The 20,443-nt window shown below is 71.8% G+C and carries 14 protein-coding genes and 2 pseudogenes; 4 read left to right on the top strand and 12 right to left on the bottom strand.

What is annotated here, in order from left to right:
- Positions 1 to 790: 790 nt before the first annotated feature.
- The 4 genes and pseudogenes from ACFWP2_RS39065 to ACFWP2_RS39050 all read left to right on the top strand — a co-directional run bounded on the left by ACFWP2_RS39065 (position 791) and on the right by ACFWP2_RS39050 (position 3,535).
- Entirely contained in the window at positions 791 to 1,354 is a 564-nt protein-coding gene (locus tag ACFWP2_RS39065; RefSeq protein ID WP_380460799.1) for an NUDIX hydrolase, read from the top strand.
- A gap of 119 nt (positions 1,355 to 1,473) precedes the next feature.
- Positions 1,474 to 1,980 (top strand): annotated as a pseudogene (locus ACFWP2_RS39060) (XRE family transcriptional regulator); the annotation flags it as partial.
- Between the two features lie 139 nt (positions 1,981 to 2,119).
- The gene (locus ACFWP2_RS39055) at positions 2,120 to 2,479 is read left to right on the top strand and encodes a hypothetical protein (protein WP_380460797.1); all 360 of its coding nucleotides are present in this window, start codon (positions 2,120 to 2,122) and stop codon (positions 2,477 to 2,479) included.
- Between the two features lie 654 nt (positions 2,480 to 3,133).
- Positions 3,134 to 3,535, top strand: a complete 402-nt coding sequence (locus ACFWP2_RS39050) for a hypothetical protein (RefSeq protein WP_380460795.1) — start codon at positions 3,134 to 3,136, stop codon at positions 3,533 to 3,535.
- A 9-nt stretch (positions 3,536 to 3,544) separates the two neighbouring features.
- Here the strand turns inward: ACFWP2_RS39050 and ACFWP2_RS39045 are convergent, their stop codons facing one another.
- From ACFWP2_RS39045 to pruA, 12 genes and pseudogenes are all read right to left on the bottom strand, one after another.
- Complete coding sequence (locus tag ACFWP2_RS39045) at positions 3,545 to 4,489, bottom strand: CU044_5270 family protein (protein ID WP_380460793.1); 945 nt, start codon at positions 4,487 to 4,489, stop codon at positions 3,545 to 3,547.
- A gap of 169 nt (positions 4,490 to 4,658) precedes the next feature.
- A pseudogene (locus tag ACFWP2_RS39040) lies at positions 4,659 to 5,015 on the bottom strand (RNA polymerase sigma factor); the annotation flags it as partial.
- 225 nt (positions 5,016 to 5,240) lie between these two features.
- Positions 5,241 to 5,975 carry an enoyl-CoA hydratase/isomerase family protein gene (locus ACFWP2_RS39035; protein WP_380460805.1) on the bottom strand — a complete coding sequence of 245 codons (735 nt, stop codon included), beginning with the start codon at positions 5,973 to 5,975 and terminating at the stop codon, positions 5,241 to 5,243.
- A 161-nt stretch (positions 5,976 to 6,136) separates the two neighbouring features.
- The gene (locus ACFWP2_RS39030; protein ID WP_380460803.1) at positions 6,137 to 7,270 is read right to left on the bottom strand and encodes a cytochrome P450; all 1,134 of its coding nucleotides are present in this window, start codon (positions 7,268 to 7,270) and stop codon (positions 6,137 to 6,139) included.
- A 449-nt stretch (positions 7,271 to 7,719) separates the two neighbouring features.
- Positions 7,720 to 9,105, bottom strand: coding sequence for a cytochrome P450 (locus tag ACFWP2_RS39025; protein WP_380460791.1), 1,386 nt, complete (start codon positions 9,103 to 9,105; stop codon positions 7,720 to 7,722).
- An 86-nt stretch (positions 9,106 to 9,191) separates the two neighbouring features.
- Positions 9,192 to 9,782, bottom strand: coding sequence for an ATP/GTP-binding protein (locus tag ACFWP2_RS39020; protein WP_380460789.1), 591 nt, complete (start codon positions 9,780 to 9,782; stop codon positions 9,192 to 9,194).
- Entirely contained in the window at positions 9,757 to 10,131 is a 375-nt protein-coding gene (locus ACFWP2_RS39015; RefSeq protein ID WP_380460787.1) for a DUF742 domain-containing protein, read from the bottom strand. Before ACFWP2_RS39015 ends, ACFWP2_RS39020 begins: the two co-directional genes overlap by 26 nt.
- A complete protein-coding gene (locus ACFWP2_RS39010) occupies positions 10,128 to 10,529 on the bottom strand; it encodes a roadblock/LC7 domain-containing protein (protein WP_360345850.1) in 402 nt (133 codons plus the stop codon). Before ACFWP2_RS39010 ends, ACFWP2_RS39015 begins: the two co-directional genes overlap by 4 nt.
- Positions 10,526 to 11,815, bottom strand: a complete 1,290-nt coding sequence (locus ACFWP2_RS39005; RefSeq protein WP_380460785.1) for an ATP-binding protein — start codon at positions 11,813 to 11,815, stop codon at positions 10,526 to 10,528. The genes ACFWP2_RS39010 and ACFWP2_RS39005 overlap by 4 nt, the downstream gene beginning before the upstream one ends.
- 421 nt (positions 11,816 to 12,236) lie before the next feature.
- Positions 12,237 to 13,094 (bottom strand): hypothetical protein, encoded by an 858-nt coding sequence (locus ACFWP2_RS39000; protein WP_380460783.1) that lies wholly within the window; start codon positions 13,092 to 13,094, stop codon positions 12,237 to 12,239.
- Positions 13,095 to 13,364: 270 nt separating this feature from the next.
- Positions 13,365 to 18,311, bottom strand: a complete 4,947-nt coding sequence (locus ACFWP2_RS38995; protein ID WP_380460781.1) for an NAD-glutamate dehydrogenase — start codon at positions 18,309 to 18,311, stop codon at positions 13,365 to 13,367.
- 284 nt (positions 18,312 to 18,595) lie between these two features.
- Positions 18,596 to 20,221: an L-glutamate gamma-semialdehyde dehydrogenase gene (pruA, locus tag ACFWP2_RS38990; protein ID WP_380460801.1), complete on the bottom strand. Its 1,626-nt coding sequence runs from the start codon at positions 20,219 to 20,221 to the stop codon at positions 18,596 to 18,598.
- Positions 20,222 to 20,443: the final 222 nt, after the last annotated feature.

Below are 20,443 nucleotides of genomic sequence, written 5' to 3'. Positions count from 1 at the left end.
AACCCATCTCTGCGGTTGGGCGGGCCCGCGCCCTCTGCGGGGGGCCCGCCCAAGAACACCTGGTGCCCACCCACCCCCGCCCATGGGCGGCCCGGCCAAAGTTGGCCGGGCCGCCCGAAAATGAGGCACCCCAGCAACCCTGGTCAAGACAGCTGAGCCCATTCACAGCGCCCAAGAGCCCGTTGCCGCTTCGGCAGAGCCGAAGCGGCAACTGCACGGTGCACCGCCCTTCCTGCGCAGGAAGTCAGCGGGGCCGACTTCCTGCGCTTACGGGCGGGTTGCGCGGGCGCGGCAGTGGATGAGGGCGTATTTGATGCGGCAATCGGAGGGACGGGTGGCCGCGAGGAGTTCGCCGGAGGTGACGAGGGTGGCCCAGTAGAGGGCCGGGTCGCCGGTGCGGGGAGACCTCGACCTCGCGGAGGACGGCACGATCGGCGGCCACCGCGCCACGGCTGGACGGTCTCGCCGGCGAGACGTACGCACACCTCGGCGAGCATGACGCTGCCAGCCGCCTGCTTGAGACCGCCATCGGCCGCCGGGCAGTTGCCGATCTCAAGGGCAGGGCCGTCCTCACCTTCGACCTCGCCGAGGTGCGGCTCGCCCAAGGTGACTTCGAAGCCGCATGTGTCACGGCACACTCCGCGCTCGACTTGGCACGGGCCAGCATCATTCAGCCGATCGTCCTGCGCGCCCGAGCGCTCCAGGTATCCCTGTCACCATGGTCGGCAGAGAGGCCTGTACGGGAGCTCGCCGCACGCGTGAGAGAGTCGGGAATGCAGCTGGTGCGGGTATGAGGAAGGAACTGCTCGTGGAATGGGAGGTGTTCGGGCGGCGGCAGGTCTACGGGAGCCCGTGGGTCGAGGTCTGGCTCGATGACGTCGAGATCCCTGGTGTCGGCCGGATCGACCACCACGTCGTCCGCTACCCTCGCGCCTCGACCACGGCCGTCGTCACCAATGAGGCCGGGGAGTTCCTGCTCCTCTACCGGCACCGGTTCATCACCGGCCGCTGGGGCTGGGAGGTGCCGGCCGGATGGGCCGAACCTGGTGAGGAACCGGCGGCGGCCATCGTCCGCGAGGTCGAGGAGGAGACCGGCTGGCGTCCCGGCCGGGTCGAGCTGTTGACCGAGTACGACGCCATGGCCGGCATCAGCGACGCCCACTTCCGCGCCTACCACGTCACGGACTGCACCCGGATCGGCGAGCCCGAGGACGTGTCCGAGGCGACCAGCGTGGAGTGGATACCCGAAGGCGAAGTGGTGAAGCTGCTGACGAGTGGCGGGGTTCCGGACGGGCCGTCGCACGCCGCCCTGTCCTACTACCTCGGCCCGCATCGACTCGCTCGGCGTTCCTGACCGCCAATCCGGCCAGGCGACGACCGCTTCCGCGCGATGCTCTCCGCGACCCGACCGCACCGCCGCAACCCCCACATGCGCAAACTCCTCGAACACGTCCGCCCCATGGCAGGCGGCCAAGGATCAGCCCGAACCGTACGGGAGGCCATGACATGACCAGCGATGAACCGGGCGGGCCCATGCAGGCCGCATCCGCTCCCGTGGGTGAGGACTACTCGGGGGTCTGGATCAGCCACTACGAGTTCTTCAGCAGCAGCCGGGAGAACACGTTCACCGGCCTGCACCACATAGTCCTGTCCCAGAGCGGGAACCGGATCACCGGCCGGTCCCTCCCCGGCGGGTCGTCCAATCCCGACTCGCCACTGTCGTTCGACCTCACCGTCGATCGGAACGTCGTGACGGGCTCATGGGTGGAACAGACCGCTCAGGACGGCTACTACCAGGGGGCCAGGTACCACGGCGCCCTTCAGCTGCTGGTCGATCCGACCGGGCGCCGGATGGCCGGCAAGTGGGTCGGCTTCGGCAAGGAGTTCGACGTCAACACCGGGCCCTGGGAGCTGCGCCTACTGGACAAGTCCACGGCCGACGACGTGTTGAGCCGCTACAGCGTGCCACCTGAGGCGTAGCGCGCCTCCCCGCGCTGAGGTAGCGAGCCCCGTACCGACCACGCCCAAGGCGGGCAGGGGCGAGTCACCACCGTCACGCTGCCCTGGAGTACCAGCAGATTTCGGCGCTTGACAACTCCGCCTGACGAAGGAGCAATTCATGTCGTCCGACGGGCAGATCTTCCGCGAAGCGTGGATCGCCGGTGTGTCGAAGCACTACCCCGGCGAGCCGAAGGCAGGCTATGTCGCCGCATGGGACGAGACTCCCGAGTGGGAGCGGGAGTGCGCCGCCGCCGTCTTCGGCCAGGTCCGTGACTTCATCATCGTGAGCGGCGGCAACACGTCCAAGCTCACCAGGGAGCAGAAGGGCCGATTCGTCGCGACGTGTTGGATCGCCCAGATCCACAAGCACATCGAGAATCCGAAGCCGGGCTATGTCGCCGACTGGGTCGATCTGCCGTTGTGGCAGCAGGAGACCGATGCGGACATCTTCGAGGCGATCGAACGCGCCCAGCCTTGAGCATCGTGCTCCGCTCCGCGCCGTGCTCTTGGCGCAGGAAGTCGGCGGGGCCGACTTCCTGCGCCCAAGAGTGGTGTGCGCGGGCCCCTGGAGCACGCCCGCCTTGTAGCGGACGGGCGGAATTCGCAAACGGGTCGCACTGCGTGTAGTCGGTGTGCTACTTTCCGCATCATCAACAGAACATAGGAGACCCCGGCGGTGGTGAGACACCCCGGGGTCGGGCACCAGGAGCAGAACCTCCAGATGCAGATTCATCGTAGCGCGCACATGCGCGCGTTCACCGTCCTTCCGAACGGTCTGTTGCAGGACCGTCGGCTCAGTTACACCGCTCGTGGCCTCCTCGCCGACCTCCTCTCCCGTCCCGACGGGTGGCGGGAGGACGGGCGGCAGATGGCGGACAGCAGCCCGCAGGGCCGGGGGGCCGTCCGGCGGGCGCTCAAAGAACTCAAAGACGCCGGGTACTACCGGGTCGACACGGTCCGGATGGCCGACGGGACGGTCCGATCCGAGGCCCACGTCTTCGACACCCCGCAGCCCGAACCGACTGTCCCCCGCCCGGCTTCCGGTGGGCGAGGGACCGGCGGCGCTGTCACCCCTCCCGTAAAGGACCCGGGACAAGAACCCACCCTCCCGGATGAACGGACGCGGGCCGCCGTGGCCACCCTGTTCCGGGTGATCCGGCCCGAACCCCGTCTGCGCCTCGGCGAGGCCGAGGCGCAGACGCTGGCACCGCTCGTCACGCAGTGGCTGGAACGGGGAAGCAACGAAGCCGAGTTGGCCCACGCCCTGCTCCCCGGGCTGCCCCAGCCGATGCACTCGGCAGTGGCGATCCTCCGGGACCGCCTGCAGCGCAAGCTGCCACCGGAACAACCAGCGCCACCGGCTCCGTTCGCCGAGTGCGGCCGCTGCCACGACCCCGTGCCCCGCCCCGGAATCTGCCGCGCCTGCGCGGGCCTCGGCACGAGAACCATCGCCGTCGGCAGCGGAGCCCGGGCCACCCCGAGGGGCGTGGCCCGGGCGCGCGCGGCGCTGCGTGGGCGGCCTCAGCCGGCCTGAGGCAGGCCGCTACGGGCGGGTGCCCGGTTCGTCGACGATGGCGCGGGCGAGGACGGCCATCTGGCCGGTGATGTCGCCCTTCTTGAAGGTCGCGCCGTCGGTGACGGCGACGGTGCGCTCGCCGAGGAAGGTGTAGTCGGCGCGGTCGAAGATCCACTGGGATTCGACCTTCCCACCACCGTCCCGTCGTGCGACCGCTACGCCGGCCCGGCCGGCGGCATCGGTCACCGAGTCGATCACCGTGACGCCGGGGATCTTCGCGGCCGCCCGGTAGAGCGCGGCGCTGACGGCCGGTGGGGCGATCTGCTGGCGCAGGAGGTCGCCGACGGTCCTGAACGCCTCCTCGTCGGGGCCGGGCCCGAGGCCCGCGGTGTCCGCGTGGATCCTGTCCAGCAGCGCGTCCGGGTCGGTCGGCAGGGCGGCGACGTAGGCGTAGCTGCCGATCCCGGCGAACGGCACGGGTTCGGCCTCCCCGTGCTCGTCGCTTCCCCCGGGGTTCGGCAGATGCCCGTCCAGGAGCAGCAGTCCCCGCCTGCCGCCGTCGACGGAATTCCAGTCCTCCCTGGTCCGCGGCGCCTCGCCGGCCGCCTTCGCCCAGTTGTCCAGGATCTTCACGTAGACGAACTGGTCCCCGCGTGCGGCCGTGGCGGGCTGCTGTTCGGCGGCCTTCGCCGCGCGGTCCAGGACGACGGCGGCGACCGGCCCGACGGGTTCGGGTGCCGGCTCCGTCGGGCCGGCGGCCAGGACCACGGTCAGCGCCAGGCCGCTTGCCAGGGCGGGCAGGGCCGCCCAGCCGAGCCGGATCCGCCGGGGCGCGGCCACCGGCCCACGTGCGAACTCGCTCATCAGGTGCCCCCGCAGCTGCCGCCGGCGGTCGGCGGAGAGCCCCGGCCCCGTGGGCGTCAGCAGCAGCTCGTCCTCGTTCATCGAATTCATCGGGTCCATCGGGTTCATCGGGTCCTCCCCGCTGTCGTCGACCTGGCCGCTCCGGTGCGGCCACCCCGTACCTGTCCGGTGCCCGGGGGAGTTCCCGCCCGCCCCGGGCGAGCTCCTCGTCCGCCAGCGCGCGCAGTTTGGTGCGGGCGCGCGAGAGCCGGGAGCGCACCGTGCCGACCGGCACCCCGAGGGCCTCGGCCGCGCTCGCGTAGTCCAGCCCCGCCAGGACGCAGAGCCCGAACACCTCGCGCTCGGCCTTCCGCAGCCCGGCCAGCGCCCGCCGCACGGCGGCGAGCCGGGCATCGTCGTCGAGCCGTCCGGCCAACTCCTCGGCGAAGTCCGGCAGGACGCCGCGCTCGGGCAGCCGCGCCAGCGCCGCCCGGTGCCGCCGGGCGGCCCGGTTCGTGTTGCGCAGGACGTGGGCGGCGATCCCGAACAGCCAGGGCCGCACCGGCCCGTCGTCCTCCCGCAGCTTGCCGCGCAGACGCCATGCTTCGAGGAACGTCAGCTGGACGACGTCCTCCGCCGCCGACCGGTCCCCCACCACCCGCACCGCGTACCGGTACAGGTCGTCCGCCGTCTCATCGAACAACTCCCCGAACGCCCATTGGTCGCCACTCCTCAGTCGGGCCCGCTGTGACAGTTCCACGTCCCCCACCTGTCCGCACGGGCCGCCGGGTTCCCACCGGAGTACGGCGGAGGCCCCGACGAACCCGGTGGTTCGTCGGGGCCTCCACGGCCGGTCCGCTCGCGGCCCTCGGGCCAGCGGTCAGGAGGCCGGGGGCCGGGCGGCCATGCTCCGGGTGTAGTGGGCGGCGGCGATGACCGAGGCCATCAGCTCGGAGTCGAGCACGGAGGCGTCGGCCATCCGGGTGGCCGAGGCGTGCGAGACGAGCAACGTCTTGGTGACCCGCAGGGCCGCCTCGGAGCGGCGCGTGATGGGCCTGGCCAGCTCCTCCACCGTCGCGTCCAGCTCCTCCGCGGAGACGACCCGCTGCAGGATGTCGAGCTTCCGCGCCTCCACCGCGCCGACCGGGCGGCCGGTGAGGATGATCTCGCGGACCCGGGCCGCGCCGACCTCGTGGAGCAGCCGGGGCAGCAGCCCGCCCCAGGCGACGGGCAGGCCCAGCGCCAGCTCGGGCAGCCGGAAGACGGCGTTGTCGGCACCGACCCGCAGGTCGCAGGCGAGCGCCAGGGCGAAGCCGGCGCCGGTCGCCCGGCCCTGGACCCGTGCGACGGTCACGGCGGGGCTGCTGGTGAGGGCCTCGCAGACCCTGCGCGCCCGGTCCCCGTAGCTCCGTATCCGGCCGCCGGTCGGGTCCTCGTCCAGGCCCGCGAAGAGTTCGTCGCGGTCGCCGCCGAGGCAGAAGTCCCGGCCCGCCGCCGACAGCACGATCACGCGCACGGCCGGGTCGGGCGCGGCGAGGACGGCGAGGAGTTCGTCCAGCATGGCCGAGGTGACGGCGTTCCCGGTCGCCGGGCTGTCCAGCTCGACGTGGAGCACCGCTCCCCGGAGCTCGGAACGGACCGTACGGGCCGGCTCGGGCTGAGGAGCCGCCGCGGGCTGAGCGGCTGGCGGGTACCAGCCGTTCGGCGCCGGAGGGTACGGGGCGTACGACGGCTGCGCGGTGTACGGGGGGTACTGGGGAGCCTGCGGGGAGACGTTCACGCGGCGACTCTCAGGGACGTCACCCGGTGGAAAACCATCCGGGACGCGTGCTCGGGCGGGCTCACCGCCCGCAGCGTCGGGAAGCGCTCCAGCAGCTGCCCGAGCAGGGCACGCGCCTCCAGCCGGGCCAGGCCCGCGCCGAGGCAGTAGTGGGCGCCGCCGCCGAAGGTGAGGTGGGAGCCCCGGCGCAGCGGGTCGAAGGTGTGCGGGTCCGGGTTGCGGCGCGGATCGCGGTTGGCCGCGCCGTACATCACGTGGACCATGGTGTCCTTGGGGAGGAACACCCCGGCCAGCACGGTGTCCTCGCCCGCGACGCGGCTGTTGACGCGGATCGGCGGGTCGTAGCGCAGCGCCTCGTCGATCGCCTCGTCGATGTGCTCGGGCCGCTGCCGCAGCCACTCCCACCGGCCCGGCGTCCGCAGCAGCTGCCACACCAGCGAGGAGAGCAGCGTCGCCGTGGTCTCCAGCGAGGCGATGGTGACGAACATGGTGAGCTGGTAGACCATCCGGTCGGTGGCCTCGCGGTCGGACTCCATCGCGTCCCAGGTGCGGATCCAGCCCGCGATCACGTCGTCGCCGCCGTTCTCGCGGCGCTCCCGGACGAGGCGGGTGAAGTACTCGCGCAACTCCGTGGTGGCCTGCTCGGAGACCGCCAACTGGCTCTTGGTGGGCAGCAGTTCCTGGGCGTGCACCTGGTTGTGGGTCATCGACAGGATGTGCGGGTAGTCCGCCGGCGCGATGTCCAGCCAGCGCCCGACGGTGCCGATCGGCAGCTGCTCGCTGACCACGGAGGCGAAGTCCGCCTCGCCGTCCGTCCGTATTCGCTCGGCCAGGCGGTCGAGCAGCCGGGCGGCGTCGGCCTCGATCTCCGGCACCATGTCCCGCAGGGTGTTGCGGTCGAAGAGGCTCCCGAGGCTGCGCCGCTGCCGGGTGTGCTCGGGGGCGTTGAGCCGGGAGAGGGTCCGGCTCATCTCCTGGGTGGCGACGGCCTCCCAGCGCTCCGTCCCGGTCTGCCGCTCCTGCCAGGCGAAGTCGGGGACGAGCCAGGTCCTGCTGCGCAGGACCTGGTCGCACGCTTCGTAACCGGTGACCAGGTAACCGCCCCAGGGCGCCGGGACGAGGTCGCCCAGCGCCCGCAGCTCGTCGTAGACCGGGCTCGGGTCGGCGAGTCCCTCGACCGACCGCAGCCTCCGCAGCAGCGGGACGGCGGCGCGGCGGTCGGCCCTCCCGTCAGGGCGCTCCGACTCCGCGGGGCGGGCTTCCAACATGGCGGTCACACGGGCTCCTTCAACACGCGGGCGGGCAGTACGGCGGCGTACTACCCAGCAACAGCGCGCTCAAGCATCGATCCGTGTTGCCCCCGTCACGTACTGCACCGCCGTCGCACGCCGTTCACCTCGCGGTGACCGGTCGGCTTCCGACCGCGCGTCGGCCCCGGAGCGCGGGGCCCGGACGACCGGCGCCGAGCACGCCGGAGGGGGCCCGGGACGGCCCGGAGCCCGGGACGCCCCAGGGCCCGACGCCCCGACGCCCCGACGCCCCGACGCCCCGATGCCCGGAGCCCGGAGCCCGGGACGCCTCAGAGCCGGAAGACGTCCAGGAAGGAGCTCCACCACCCCTTCTTCTGCGGAGCCCGGGCGGGCGCGGCGACGGCGGCCTGCGCGTACGCCTGCGCCTGCGCCTGCTCGGAGCCGGCCGGCGACGGGGCCGGGGCGGTGTCCGCGACCGGCCGCGCGGTGCGGGCGGCCACCGGGCTGAACCGCACCGGCAGCGAGACCAGGCCGCGCTGGAACGGGCCCGGCCGCCACTCCACGCTGTCCGCGGGAACCGCGAGCGTGACGTCCGGGAGCGCGTTGAGCAGGCACTCGATCGCACTCAGGGCGATCAGCTGGGCCGGGGACTTGGCCGGGCAGGCGTGCGGGCCGGCGCCCCAGGCCAGGTGGGCCCCCTTGCTGAGGGTCAGCCGGGCGTCGGTGAGCACGGGGTCGCTGTTGGCGGCGGCGAAGCTGATCACCACCGGGCTGCCGGCGTCCATCTCGACGCCGCCCAGGTTGAGGTCCTGCATCGGGTAGTGCGTCGCGTAGTTGGCGATCGGCGGGTTGTTCCACAGCACGTCGTCGAGGGCGTCCTCGATGCGCAGTCCGGAGCCGCCCTCGCCGGACAGCAGCAGGAGCAGGGCGTTGCCGATCAGGTTGCGCTCGGGCTCGACGCCGGCGCCCATCAGCATGACCAGCTGGTCCTTGAGCTCCTCGTCCCGCAGCCCGGCCGGGTGCTGGATGAGCCAGGAGGTGATGTCGTCGCCCGGCTGGCGGCGCTTCAGCGCGACCAGGTCCATCAGGCAGGAGGTCAGCTCCTCGTTGGCCTGGATCACGTCGAGGCCGTCGAAGAGCGCGGACATGCTGCGGGTCAGCCGGTCGCCGATGTCGGCCGGGCAGCCGAACAGCTGGTTGAACAGCAGCAGCGGCAGCAGCTTGGCGTAGTCGTTCAGCAGGTCGGCCCGGCCCAGCGGGCTGAACTGGTCGATCAGGTAGCCGGCGATCCGCTCGACGTGCCGGTTGAGCCGGTTGTCGTTGAGCCGGTCCAGGCTCTCGGTGACGGCCTTGCGCAGCCGCAGGTGCTCGGCGCCGTCCGTGAACAGGCAGTTGGGCCGGTAGAACATCATCGGCAGGACGGGGCTGTCCATCGGCACCCGGCCCTCGTTCAGCGCCGCCCAGCGCCGCGAGTCCCGGGCGAACATCCCCGGGTTCTGCAGCACCCGCAGGGCGGCCTCGTGCGAGGTGACCAGGGTGGCGTCCACCCCCGGGGCCAGCTCCACCGGCGCGGCGGGGCCGTTCGCGCGCAGCTTGTCGTAGACCGCGCCGGGGTCGGCCGAGAACATCTCCCCGTAGAGCGGTGTGCTCACGCCGGCGTGCATCGGGCAGCCCGGCGGAGCCGACTGCGGGACGGGTCGCTGCAGAGATTCCATGGGTCGTTCCTTGGAGGTGGCCCCGGGCGGGTGCGGACCCGGGAGACGTGAGGGGGGAGGCGTGGGGGAGGCGGGCGTGGGGGCGCTCAGGAGGCGCGGTCGAGCAGGTGCCGGACGAGCGTCAGCAGGGCGTTGGCCGAGGAGCGCTGGTCGCGCGCGTCGCAGAACACCACCGGCGTGTGCGGCAGCAGGTCGAGCGCCTCGCGCAGCTGGTCCTCGGTGTAGTCGCTCTGCCGGTCGAAGCTGTTGACCGCCACCGCGTACTCCAGGCCGTACTGCTCGATCAGGTCGATGACGGGGAAGGTGTCCGCGAGGCGGGTCGGGTCGGCGAGCAGCAGCGCGCCCAGCGCGCCCCGCGCCATGTCCTCCCAGAGCTGCATGAACCGCTGCTGCCCCGGCGTGCCGAACAGGTACAGCACCAGGTCGTCGCCGAGGGTCAGCCGGCCGAAGTCCAGGGCGACGGTCGTGGTCTTCTTGTCCGGTACGCCGCGGAGGTCGTCGACGCGGATGGACGCCTGCGTCATGCTCTCCTCGGTGCTCAGCGGGGCGATCTCCGACAGCGCCCCGATGAGCGTGGTCTTGCCGACCGCGAAGTGCCCCACGACCAGGATCTTGACAGCGGTCGTCACCGCGCCGGGGACGTAGATGTCCTCAGGCGAACCGGCGTTGAAGTCCATGCAGTACCTTCTCTAGAAGTCTCGGGTCCGGGGCCTGGGCCGGGGGCGGGGCCGACCGGCGCAGCAGCCGTCCCTCACGGATCAGGTCCGTCAGCAGCAGCCTCACGACCCCGACGGGCAGCTCCAGCCGGGCCGCGACCTCGGCCACCGAGAGGTAGCCGCCGGAGCACAGCTCCCAGATCGCCCGGGTCTCGGGGCTCGACAGGCTGGGAAGGTCCTGCTCGGGCGCGACGGTGACCAGGGTGATCAGAGACAGGTCGTCCGCATTCGGTAATTCGCGTCCACCGGTGATGACGTAGGAGCGGATGAAGCCACCGGTGACGCGCTGTTCCTCGCCGCCGGTCGTCATGAGCCGCTGAGCGAGCTCTGCCGCGGCGCCGCCGACATCGCCCGTCCGAGTGCGCCCACCTGCTGCTGCATCCGGAAGGACATCGCCTCCATGTCGACGTCGGGGGCGGTGGAGGCGGCCAGGTACGCGCCGCTGCCGGCCGCGATCAGGAAGATCCAGCCGTGGTCGTACTCCAGGAGGGTCTGGCGCCAGGCCCCGCCGCCCGCGCCGACGAACGGGGCGACCGCGCGGCTCAGCGACTGCATCGAGCTCATCGCGGCGGCGTTGGTCTCCGCCTCGTCGCGGCCGATCTCGCTGGAGCGTTCGAGCAGGAGGCCGTCGGCGGAGACGAGGATGGCGTGCCGGGCGCCGGGTACCTGGAGCAGGTCGTTCAGCACCCAGGAAAGATCACGGCTCACTGGATCTCGGTTCCTTCCGTGGTCATGGTGTTACGGCCGGACAGCGTGCCGCGCTGGAACGCGCCGAGGCGGGACGGCGTGTGCTGGCCGGTGCTCCGCATCGGCTCCTCGGCCCGACCGGGGTCCTGCGGGGTGGGGACGACCGAAACGGGCCGCTGGCGGCGGCGCCGGGGCAGCAGTCCGTCCGCGGTCGTCTCCGGCCCCGCCGTCGCCTGGTACGGCGCGGGCACCGGGGCCAGGGGCGCGGCCGGCTCGGACAGCGACACGAGCCGCTGACCGGCGGCCGGCGCCCAGGCCTGCGCCGGCTGCTCCACCGGCGCGGCCTGGTAGTCCTGGTAGTCCTGGTAGTCGGTGTGCGCGGCGACGGGCGGGGCCGCGACCTCGCTGCTGAGCAGTTCGGCCGGCAGCAGCACCACGGCGCGCACGCCGCCGTACGGGGAGACCGAGTCGACGGAGACCCGGAAGCCGTAGCGGGCGGCCAGCATGCCGGAGACGGCGAAGCCGAACTTCGGGGGGTTGCCCAGGCTGGTGAGGCTGATCGGCGCGCCCGGGTTGAGGAGCTGCGCCGCGCGGTCCTTCTCCTCCTGGCCCATGCCGAGGCCGGCGTCGTCGATGATCAGGCAGACGCCGGTGGGGACGGCCTGGACGCTGACCTCCACCGGGGTGTCCGGGGCGGAGTAGTTGGTCGCGTTGGCGAGCAGCTCGGACAGCACCACGGCGACCGGCTCGACGACCTTGCTGGCGAGCGAGACGCTGACCCGGGAGTGGATCCGCACCCGGTCGAAGTGCCGGATCCGGCCCTGGGCGCTGCGGACCACGTCGTAGACCGAGGCGACGCTCTCGCGGCGGCCCAGCCAGCCGCCGCAGAGCACCGCGATGCCCTGGGCGCGCCGGCCGAACTGGCTGTTCGTGTGGTCGATCGTCATCAGGTCGGCGAGGATCTGCGGGCTGTCGCCGTACTTCCGCTGCACCTTGTCGATGACGACCTGCTGCTCGTCGGCCAAGCCCTGCAGCGTCCGCATCGCCGCCTTGAGGACGGCCTTGGTGTCCTCCTCGGCGTCCCGGCGGACGGTGGCCAGCTCGGACGCGTGCTGGCCCTGCAGATGGTCGTGCAGCGCGGCGAGCTCGTCACGCCGGCGCTGTGCCAGGGCGTTCTCCTCCTCCAGGGAGGCGTTGCGCCGCCGCAGGGCGAGGTTCGTCCGGCGGGCCTGGAGGGCCGCTCCGACGGCTGCGAGCATCACCACGATGAAGACCCAGAAAAAGGGTTCCTGCACAAATGACGTCATGAAACTCTCTTCAGGTGGCATCGCGCGGAGCCGGTCCGGGCCCCGAAGCGCGAATGGGACTGGCGGCCTGAACCTCCCCGAAAGGCACCTGATGTCACATCACATCGAAGTGCATTCCGGCACGAGACCTGCGGCGACGCCTATCGCGGAGTCAGCCTACTGCAACTCATGCCATGTCAGAACAGATACCAAAAAGGGCAGTTGGGGCGAAATTCCACGACTTGCTGGGAACTCTGACAAGAAATGGCGCAGTTCGTGACGCCGCGTTAACCACAGGGACACGTCCCCACCACACTTCGATTCACGCGCAGAGTGGCCGCGCCGGCACGCTCCGGAATCGGCGCGGCTCCGGGGAACGGCCGAGGGCCCCGACGAACCGGGCGGGTTCGTCGGGGCCCTCGGCGGCCGGCCGGTCAGTCGATCAGGAGCACTTGAGGGCGAAGTTCACCACGGACATTCCGGCGACCTTGTCCCCGTCCACGGTGAACACGTACTGCCAACCCGGCCGGCCCTCCACCGGGAGCTCGTACCTGCCGGACCCGCTCTGCTTGAGGCCCTTGGCCCCGTAGGCCTGCTGCAGGGCCTCCACGGTGGCGCCGGCGCCGATGCCCTCGGCGGTCCTCGCGTCCGCCGGGGCGACCAGCTCGCGCAGGCCCGCGTCGGAGAAGGAGACCCGGCCGGTGGCCTGGTACGCCTTCTCCATGGTCTCCCGGGCGACCTTCAGGTCGACCAGGGCCATCGTCGAGTCCGCGACCAGCTTGGCGGCGGCGGCCGAGTCCGCGGCCGACGCGGCCGAACCGGCGGCGGCCGCGGCCGCGTCCTTCGCGGAGGCGTTCGGCGGCAGGGTGCCCGCCTGGGCGGGCGCCTTGCCACTGGCCGCGTCCGCCTTGGCGCTCAGCTCCTTGTAGCGGGCCTCGGTGGCCGCCTCGGCGGCCATCCGGGCCTGGTCCGGTGCCGGGCCGCCCTTGTAGACGAAGTCGGTGCAGCCGCCGAGCAGTGAGACCGGCGCGGTCTCCAGCGCGCCGGTGGCCAGGCCCGCGTCCTTCGCCATCCCCGGCGTCAGACCGCGGTAACCGGCCGCCGCGAAGGCCTCCGGCGCCTTCGTCGTGGGCGCCGCCGCGGGCGCTCCCGCCCCGGCCGTGGCCGCGGCACCGGCCTTCGCGGTGTCCTTCGCGCCGCCCTTCCCGTCGTCCGACGAACAGGCCGCGGCTCCGGCCACCAGCAGCGCCACCGAGACGCCCACGCCCAACGCGCGGACCGAGGCCCGGTTCTTCCTCATGCGACAACCCCCCAGGTGATCCTTGGGGAACACCGTAGCGAAGGTGCGCTCACGATCCACAACCTTTATCGGGGCCGCGAAATCGGGGGGAACGACGAGGGGGCGGAACCGCGAACGGAAGGGGGCCCGCGGGGAGGGTCCCGCACGGGAGCGGAGCGGGCATGCGGAACGGAGCGGGCCTGCGGAAGGGGCCGGGCATGCGGAACGGGCCGGGCATGCGGAAGGGGCCCGCGTCCCCGTGGACGCGGGCCCCTCCGGTGCAGCCGTCCGTCAGCGCATCGAACCGGTGCGCAGCAGGGTGCGGATGACGCGCATCGCGACCGAGAGGCTGGACAGCTCGTAGTTGTCCGAACCCCTTATGTCGTCGAGGGTGCTCTTGGCGCGGTTCAGCAGGGTCGCGTTGAGCTCGGCCCAGGCGGTGTACCGCTCCTCCGGGGTGGCGCCCTCGGGGCCGCAGGCCAGGATGTCGGCGGTCAGCGCCGCGTGCGCCGCGAAGAGGTCCTCGCGGATCGCGGCCCGGGCCATCGACGACCAGCGGTCGGTGCGGGGCAGCTCGATGATGCGGTCGAGCAGGTGCGAGATCTGGAGCCGGTCGCCCAGGTCGTAGTAGAGGTCGGCGACCTCGGCGACGTCCTTGCCGGAGCGGTCCGCGACCTCGGCGATGTCCAGGGTCGGGAAGACCGAGGAGAGGCCCGCGATCCGGGTGGCCAGCTCCTCCGGCACCCCGGCCGCGGCGAGCTCGTTGTACACGGACTCGAACCAGGTCAGGTCCTCGCCGCGGAGCGGCTTGGGCAGCGAGGCCCAGACCTGGTTGACCCGGTCGTGGAAGAACTCGATGGTGCCGGCGATGTCGAGCGGCTGGCGGCGGTTGTTGAGCATCCACCGGGTGGCGCGCTCGACCAGGCGCCGCGAGTGCAGGCGCATCTTGGTCTGCACCCGGGCCGGGACCTGGTTGTCCAGGTCCTCGATCTCGGCCCAGATCGGCTCCAGGTCGAAGACGGCCCGCGCGGCGGTGTGCGTCCGGGCGATCTCCTCGTAGGTCGCGCCGGTCTCCTCCTTCAGGCGGAAGGCGAAGGTGCAGCCACCGCGGTTGATCGTGTCGTTGACGATCAGCGTGGTGATGATCTCGCGGCGCAGCGCGTGGTTGTCGATCGCGTCGGCGAACCTCGCCCGCAGCGCGCTCGGGAAGTACTCGTGCAGCGCGCTGCGGAAGAACGGGTCGTCCGGCAGCTCGGTGGCCAGCAGCTCCTCGGCCAGGATGATCTTGGTGTAGGCGAGCAGGACGGACATCTCGGGCTGCGAGAGGCCGCGGCCGTTCTGCTGGCGCTCACGGATCTGGCGCTCGGTGGGCAGGAACTCCAGCGCGCGGTCCAGCTGGCCGGCCGACTCGAAGCGGCTGATCATCCGGGCGTGCACGTTGACCATGCTGTGCGCCTGGGAGACGGCGTTGGCCAGCACGACGTTCTGCGCGTAGTTGTTGCGCAGTACCAGGTGGCCGACCTCGTCGGTCATCTCGGCCAGCAGGGCGTTGCGCTGCTTGACCGTCATGTCGCCCTCGGCGACGACCTGGTTGAGCAGGATCTTGATGTTGACCTCGTGGTCCGAGGTGTCCACACCGGCCGAGTTGTCGATCGCGTCGGTGTCGATCCAGCCGCCGGTGCCCTCCGGGCCGCCGGTGGCCGCGTACTCGATGCGGCCGAGCTGGGTGCAGCCGAGGTTGCCGCCCTCGCCGATCACCCGGGCGCGGACCTGCTCGCCGTTGACCCGGATGGCGTCGTTGGACTTGTCGCCGACCTCGGCGTTGGTCTCGGTGGAGGCCTTGACGTAGGTGCCGATGCCGCCGTTCCAGAACAGGTCGACCGGGGCCTGGAGGATCGCCCGCATCAGCTCGGCCGGGGTCAGCTTGGCCGCCTCGACGCCGAGCGCGGCCCGGACCTGCGGGGTCAGCTGGATCGCCTTCGCCGAGCGGGGGAACACCCCGCCGCCGGCCGAGATCAGCGACTTGTCGTAGTCGTCCCAGGAGCTGCGCGGCAGCTCGAACAGCCGGCGGCGCTCGGCGTACGAGACGGCCGCGTCCGGGTTCGGGTCGAGGAAGATGTGGCGGTGGTCGAAGGCGGCGACCAGGCGGATGTGCTCGCTGAGCAGCATGCCGTTGCCGAAGACGTCGCCGGACATGTCGCCGATGCCGATGACGCTGAAGTCCTCGGTCTGGGTGTCGACGCCGAGCTCGCGGAAGTTGCGCTTGACCGACTCCCAGGCGCCGCGGGCGGTGATGCCCATGCCCTTGTGGTCGTAGCCGGCCGAGCCGCCGGAGGCGAACGCGTCGCCCAGCCAGAAGCCGTAGGACTCGGCGACGCCGTTGGCGATGTCCGAGAAGGTCGCGGTGCCCTTGTCGGCGGCGACGACCAGGTAGGTGTCGTCCTCGTCGTGGCGGACCACGTCGGCCGGGTGCACGACCTCGCCGCCGACCAGGTTGTCGGTGATGTCGAGCAGCGCCGAGATGAAGGTCTTGTACGAGGAGACGCCCTCGGCCAGCCAGGCGTCGCGGTCGACCGCCGGGTCCGGCAGCTGCTTGGCGACGAAGCCGCCCTTGGCGCCGACCGGGACGATGACGGTGTTCTTGACCATCTGCGCCTTGACCAGGCCCAGGATCTCGGTGCGGAAGTCCTCGCGCCGGTCGGACCAGCGCAGACCGCCGCGGGCGACCTTGCCGAAGCGCAGGTGGACGCCCTCGACCTGCGGCGAGTAGACCCAGATCTCGAACGCCGGGCGCGGGGCCGGCAGGTCCGGGATGGCCTTCGGGTCGAACTTCATCGACACGTAGGACTGCCACTCGCCGGAGGCGGCGCGCTGGAAGAAGTTGGTCCGCAGGGTGGCCTTGATGAGGTTCAGGAAGGAGCGCAGGATGCGGTCCTCGTCCAGCGAGACGACCTCGTCGAGGGCGCCGGACAGCTCCTCCAGGATGCCCTCGGTCAGCTCCAGGGCGCCCGAACGGTGGCTCGGGCTCAGCCGGGCCTCGAACAGGTTGACCAGCAGGCGGGTGGTGTGGGTGTTGTTGCGGAGCGCGTCCTCCATGTAGTCCTGGGAGAACGTGGAGCCCGCCTGGCGCAGGTACTTGGCGTACGTGCGCAGCATCATCGCCTGGCGCCAGGTCAGCCCGGCGGTCAGCACCAGCTCGTTGAAGCCGTCGTTCTCGGCCTTGCCGGTCCAGGTGGCGGCGAAGGTCTCCTGGAAGCGCTCGCGGGCCTCGTCGGTGAGCTCGGTGGCCTCGCGCAGCTTCAGGCCGAAGTCGTAGACCCACGCGGTGGTGCCGTCGGAGCGGCGCAGCGCGTACGGGTGCTCGTCCAGCACCTCGACGCCCAGGCGCTGGAGCACCGGCAGGACCTCGGTGAGCGAGATCGGGCCGCCGACCCGGTAGATCTTGAAGCGGCGCTCGTCGTCGCCGGCGCCGACCGGCTGGTACAGGTTCAGGCGGAAGTCGCCCTCACCGTGCAGCGACTCGATCTGCTTGATGTCGGCGACGGCGGTGCGCGGCGGGAAGTCGGCGCGGTAGCCGTCGGGGAAGGCGTTGGCGTACTTGTGGCCGAGCTCGGCGGCCCTCTCCTCGCCCAGCTCGACGTGCAGCTGGTCGTGGAAGCCGTCCATCCAGAACCGGGCGGCCTCGGCCAGGCGGTTCTCGATCCGCTCGATGTCCGTCTCGGTGAGCTGGGGCAGCTCGGTGCCCGGGGCGACCCGGACCACGAAATGCAGGCGGGTCAGCACCGACTCGGTGGCGTACACCGTGTAGTCGATGGTGGCGCCGTTCAGCTCCTCCTTGAGGATGTCGGTGATCAGCAGCCGGATGCGCGTGGTGTAACGGTCGCGCGGCAGGTAGATGAACGCCGAGAAGTAGCGCCCGTACTCGTCCTGGCGCAGGAAGAGCCGCAGCTTGCGGCGCTCCTGGAGGTAGAGCACGCTCGTCGCGATGGAGAGCAGCTCGGAGGCCGGGGTCTGGAAGATCTCGTCCCGCGGGAAGGTCTCCATGATCTGGAGCAGGTCGCGGCCGTCGTGGCTCTCGCTGGAGAAGCCGGAGTCCTCCAGCACCTCCTGGACCTTGCGGCGCACGACCGGGATGCGGGTGACCGACTCGGTGTAGGCGGCGGAGGAGAACAGGCCGAGGAAGCGGCGCTCGCCGATCGGCTCGCCGGCGGCGTTGAACTTCTTCACGCCGACGTAGTCCAGGTAGGCCGGGCGGTGCACGGTGGCACGGCTGTTGGCCTTGGTCAGGACGAGCAGCTTCTTCTCGTGGGCCTTGGCGCGGACCGGCGCGGAGAGCCGGCCGAAGGCCTCGCTGACCGCGTGGTGGGCGTCGTCGTGGCTGTGCGGGTCGGAGCGCAGGATGCCGAGGCCGGTCCCGGCGACCGCCTTGAGGACCTCCTCGCCCTCGTGCTCGACCAGGTCGTACTCGCGGTAGCCGAGGAAGGTGAAGTGGTCGTCGGCGAGCCAGCGCATCAGCTCCCAGGCCTCGCCGACCTCCTGCTCGGGCAGGCCGGCCGGGGGCTGCTCGGCCAGCTCGTCGGCCAGGCGCAGCGCGCTCTCGCGCATCTTGCCCCAGTCCTCGACGACCTCGCGGACGTCGCCGAGCACGCGGCGCAGGTCCGCCTCGATGGAGCGCAGGTCCTCGCGGTCGGTCTCGCGGTCGATCTCGATGTGCATCCACGACTCGACGGTCGCGTCGGCCGGCCAGTCGGCGCCGGCGGCCTGGCTGCGGGAGCAGGCGTCGACGTCCAGGATCTCCAGCAGCTTGCCGGTGATGTCACGGCGGACGACCAGCTGGGGGTGGATCACGATGTGGATCGCGCGGTCCTGGCGGGACAGCTCGTTGGTGACGGAGTCGACCAGGAAGGGCATGTCGTCGGTGACGACCTCGACCACCGTGTGGCCGCAGGACCAGCCGTTCTCCTCGACCGAGGGGGTGTGCACCCGCACCTCGGCGGTGCCCTGCGGGCGCTTGAGGCCCAGGCGGTAGTGGGAGGCGGCCGCGCCGTAGACGTCGACCGGGTCGCGGTCGACCAGGTCCTCGGGCGCGGTGTGGAGGTAGTAGTGGTGCAGGTACGCGGTCAGAGCGCCGTTGCTCAGACCCTCCCCCGGCGCCGCTCCCCCCACCTGGCTGTTCTCAGCGGCTGCGGCTGCCTTCTTGAGCAGTTCGGCCTTGGCTGCGTCCAGCTTGGTCTGCATGACTTCTTGGCTCCTGTCGCGCGCCGTTGCGTGACTCGGTGGTGTGTGGATGTACACCGACGGGTCACCGCAATCCTGCCGCACCATCCGACTGAAAGGGGCTCATGGCGCGCATGAAACGTCCTTCCAGTGGGTAGGACGTCACGTTCGTCCTGCAGCCACCCGACGACGCCAGCCAGCCTAACCGGATCAATCGAAGGTGCACAGGGACAGGTAGGAGCAAACCCGCAGGAAGTCACGTCCGTCCTGGACACCATGTCCAAACCGGAGCCTGGTGTTCACTCTCAGCCCATGTGCGGGTAGCCGTGGTGGGTCGGCGGGACGAATGTCTCCTTGATCGACCGGGCGGAGGTCCAGCGGAGCAGGTTCTGCGCGGCGCCCGCCTTGTCGTTGGTGCCGGAGGCCCGGCCGCCCCCGAAGGGCTGCTGGCCGACGACGGCTCCGGTGGGTTTGTCGTTGATGTAGAAGTTCCCCGCCGTGAAGCGCAGCTCCTCGACGGCCTGGGCGATGGCGTAACGATCCTGCGCGATCACCGAGCCGGTCAGGCCGTACGGGGCGCCGCCGTCGACCCGGCGCAGCACGTCGTCCCAGCGGGAGTCCTCGTAGACGTGGACGGCGAGGATCGGGCCGAAGTACTCGGTCCGGAAGATCTCGCCCCGGTGGTCGGAGGAGACCAGCACGGTCGGCCGGACGAACCAGCCGATCGCGTCGTCGTACTGCCCACCGGCCGCCAGTTCGATCGTCGGATCGGCCTTCGCCCGGTCGATGGCGTCCCGGTTCTTCTCGAAGGCCCGCCGGTCGATCAGGGCGCCCATGAAGTTGGACAGGTCCGTCACGTCGCCCACCGCGAGCGCGTCCACCTCGGCCAGGAAGTCGTCCTTGATCCGCTGCCAGAGGCTGCGCGGCAGGTAGGCGCGGGAGAGCGCCGAGCACTTCTGGCCCTGGTACTCGAAGGCGCCGCGGATCAGCGCGGTCCGCAGGATCTCCGGGTCGGCCGAGCGGTGGGCCAGCAGGAAGTCCTTGCCGCCGGTCTCGCCGACGATCCTCGGGTACGCGCGGTAGCCGCCGATGTTGGCGCCGATGGTCTGCCACAGGGACTGGAAGGTGGCGGTGGAGCCGGTGAAGTGCAGCCCGGCGAACGCCGGGTCGGCCAGCACGACCGGGGAGACCTGGAGGCCGTCGCCGGTCACCAGGTTGATCACCCCGGGCGGCAGGCCGGCCGCCTCCAGCAGCCGCATCAGGTGGTACGCGGCCAGGGTCTGGGTCGGCGCGGGCTTCCAGACCACGGTGTTGCCCAGCAGCGCCGGGGCGGTGGGCAGGTTGCCGGCGATCGCGGTGAAGTTGAACGGGGTGACGGCGTAGACGAAACCTTCCAGCGGGCGGTGGTCGGTGCGGTTCCACACGCCGGGCGAGGAGGCCGGCTGGTCGGCCAGGATCTGCCGGGCGAACCCGACGTTGAACCGCCAGAAGTCGATCAGCTCGCAGGCCGAGTCGATCTCCGCCTGCTGCACGGTCTTGGACTGGCCGAGCATGGTGGCCGCGTTGAGCGTCTCCCGCCAGGGGCCGGCCAGCAGGTCGGCGGCGCGCAGGAAGACCGCCGCGCGGTCGTCGAAGGAGAGCGAGCGCCACTGCCGCCCGGCGGCCAGCGCCGCGTCCACCGCCGCCCGGGCGTCCTCCCGGGTGGCGTTGCCGAGCACGCCCAGCTTGGCGGCGTGGTGGTGCGGCTGGACGACCTCGATCCGCTCGCCGCCGCCGAAACGCTGCTCGCCGCCGATGGTCATCGGCAGCGGCACCTGCTCGGCGGCCAGCTCGTCCAGGCGCCGGACCAGCCGGTCCCGCTCCGGGCTGCCGGGGGCGTACGCCCGCACCGGCTCGTTGACCGGCACCGGCACCTCGGTGACTGCGTCGATGGGCATGGCGGCTCCGTCCTGGCGGCTGGTCGGGTGTGACACCAGCCTGACCAGCCGGGGCGCGATCCGCCCGTTCAGACACGCGGACGGGGGGCGGGGGGGCCCCCCCCGCCCCCCCCCCCCCCGGCCCCGGGGCCGGGGGGGCCCGGGGGGGGGGGGCCCCGGGTAACGCCCGCCCCCCCGCCCCCCACGGCCCGCCAGGGCACCCCCCGGACCCCCCCC

The sequence above is a fragment of the Kitasatospora sp. NPDC058444 genome (assembly GCF_042721415.1).
GTDB lineage: Bacteria > Actinomycetota > Actinomycetes > Streptomycetales > Streptomycetaceae > Kitasatospora.
Note: the sequence above shows the minus strand (reverse complement) of the source record. Positions and strands in the feature narration are given on the sequence as shown.

Coding starts and splice junctions, on each gene's coding strand:
- ACFWP2_RS39065 (WP_380460799.1), top strand. CDS start 791: ATGAGGAAGGAACTGCTCGTGGAATGGGAGGTGTTCGGGCGGCGGCAG.
- ACFWP2_RS39055 (WP_380460797.1), top strand. CDS start 2,120: ATGTCGTCCGACGGGCAGATCTTCCGCGAAGCGTGGATCGCCGGTGTG.
- ACFWP2_RS39045 (WP_380460793.1), bottom strand. CDS start 4,489: ATGAACCCGATGGACCCGATGAATTCGATGAACGAGGACGAGCTGCTG.
- ACFWP2_RS39025 (WP_380460791.1), bottom strand. CDS start 9,105: ATGGAATCTCTGCAGCGACCCGTCCCGCAGTCGGCTCCGCCGGGCTGC.
- ACFWP2_RS39020 (WP_380460789.1), bottom strand. CDS start 9,782: ATGGACTTCAACGCCGGTTCGCCTGAGGACATCTACGTCCCCGGCGCG.
- ACFWP2_RS39015 (WP_380460787.1), bottom strand. CDS start 10,131: ATGACGACCGGCGGCGAGGAACAGCGCGTCACCGGTGGCTTCATCCGC.
- ACFWP2_RS39005 (WP_380460785.1), bottom strand. CDS start 11,815: ATGACGTCATTTGTGCAGGAACCCTTTTTCTGGGTCTTCATCGTGGTG.
- ACFWP2_RS39000 (WP_380460783.1), bottom strand. CDS start 13,094: ATGAGGAAGAACCGGGCCTCGGTCCGCGCGTTGGGCGTGGGCGTCTCG.
- ACFWP2_RS38995 (WP_380460781.1), bottom strand. CDS start 18,311: ATGCAGACCAAGCTGGACGCAGCCAAGGCCGAACTGCTCAAGAAGGCA.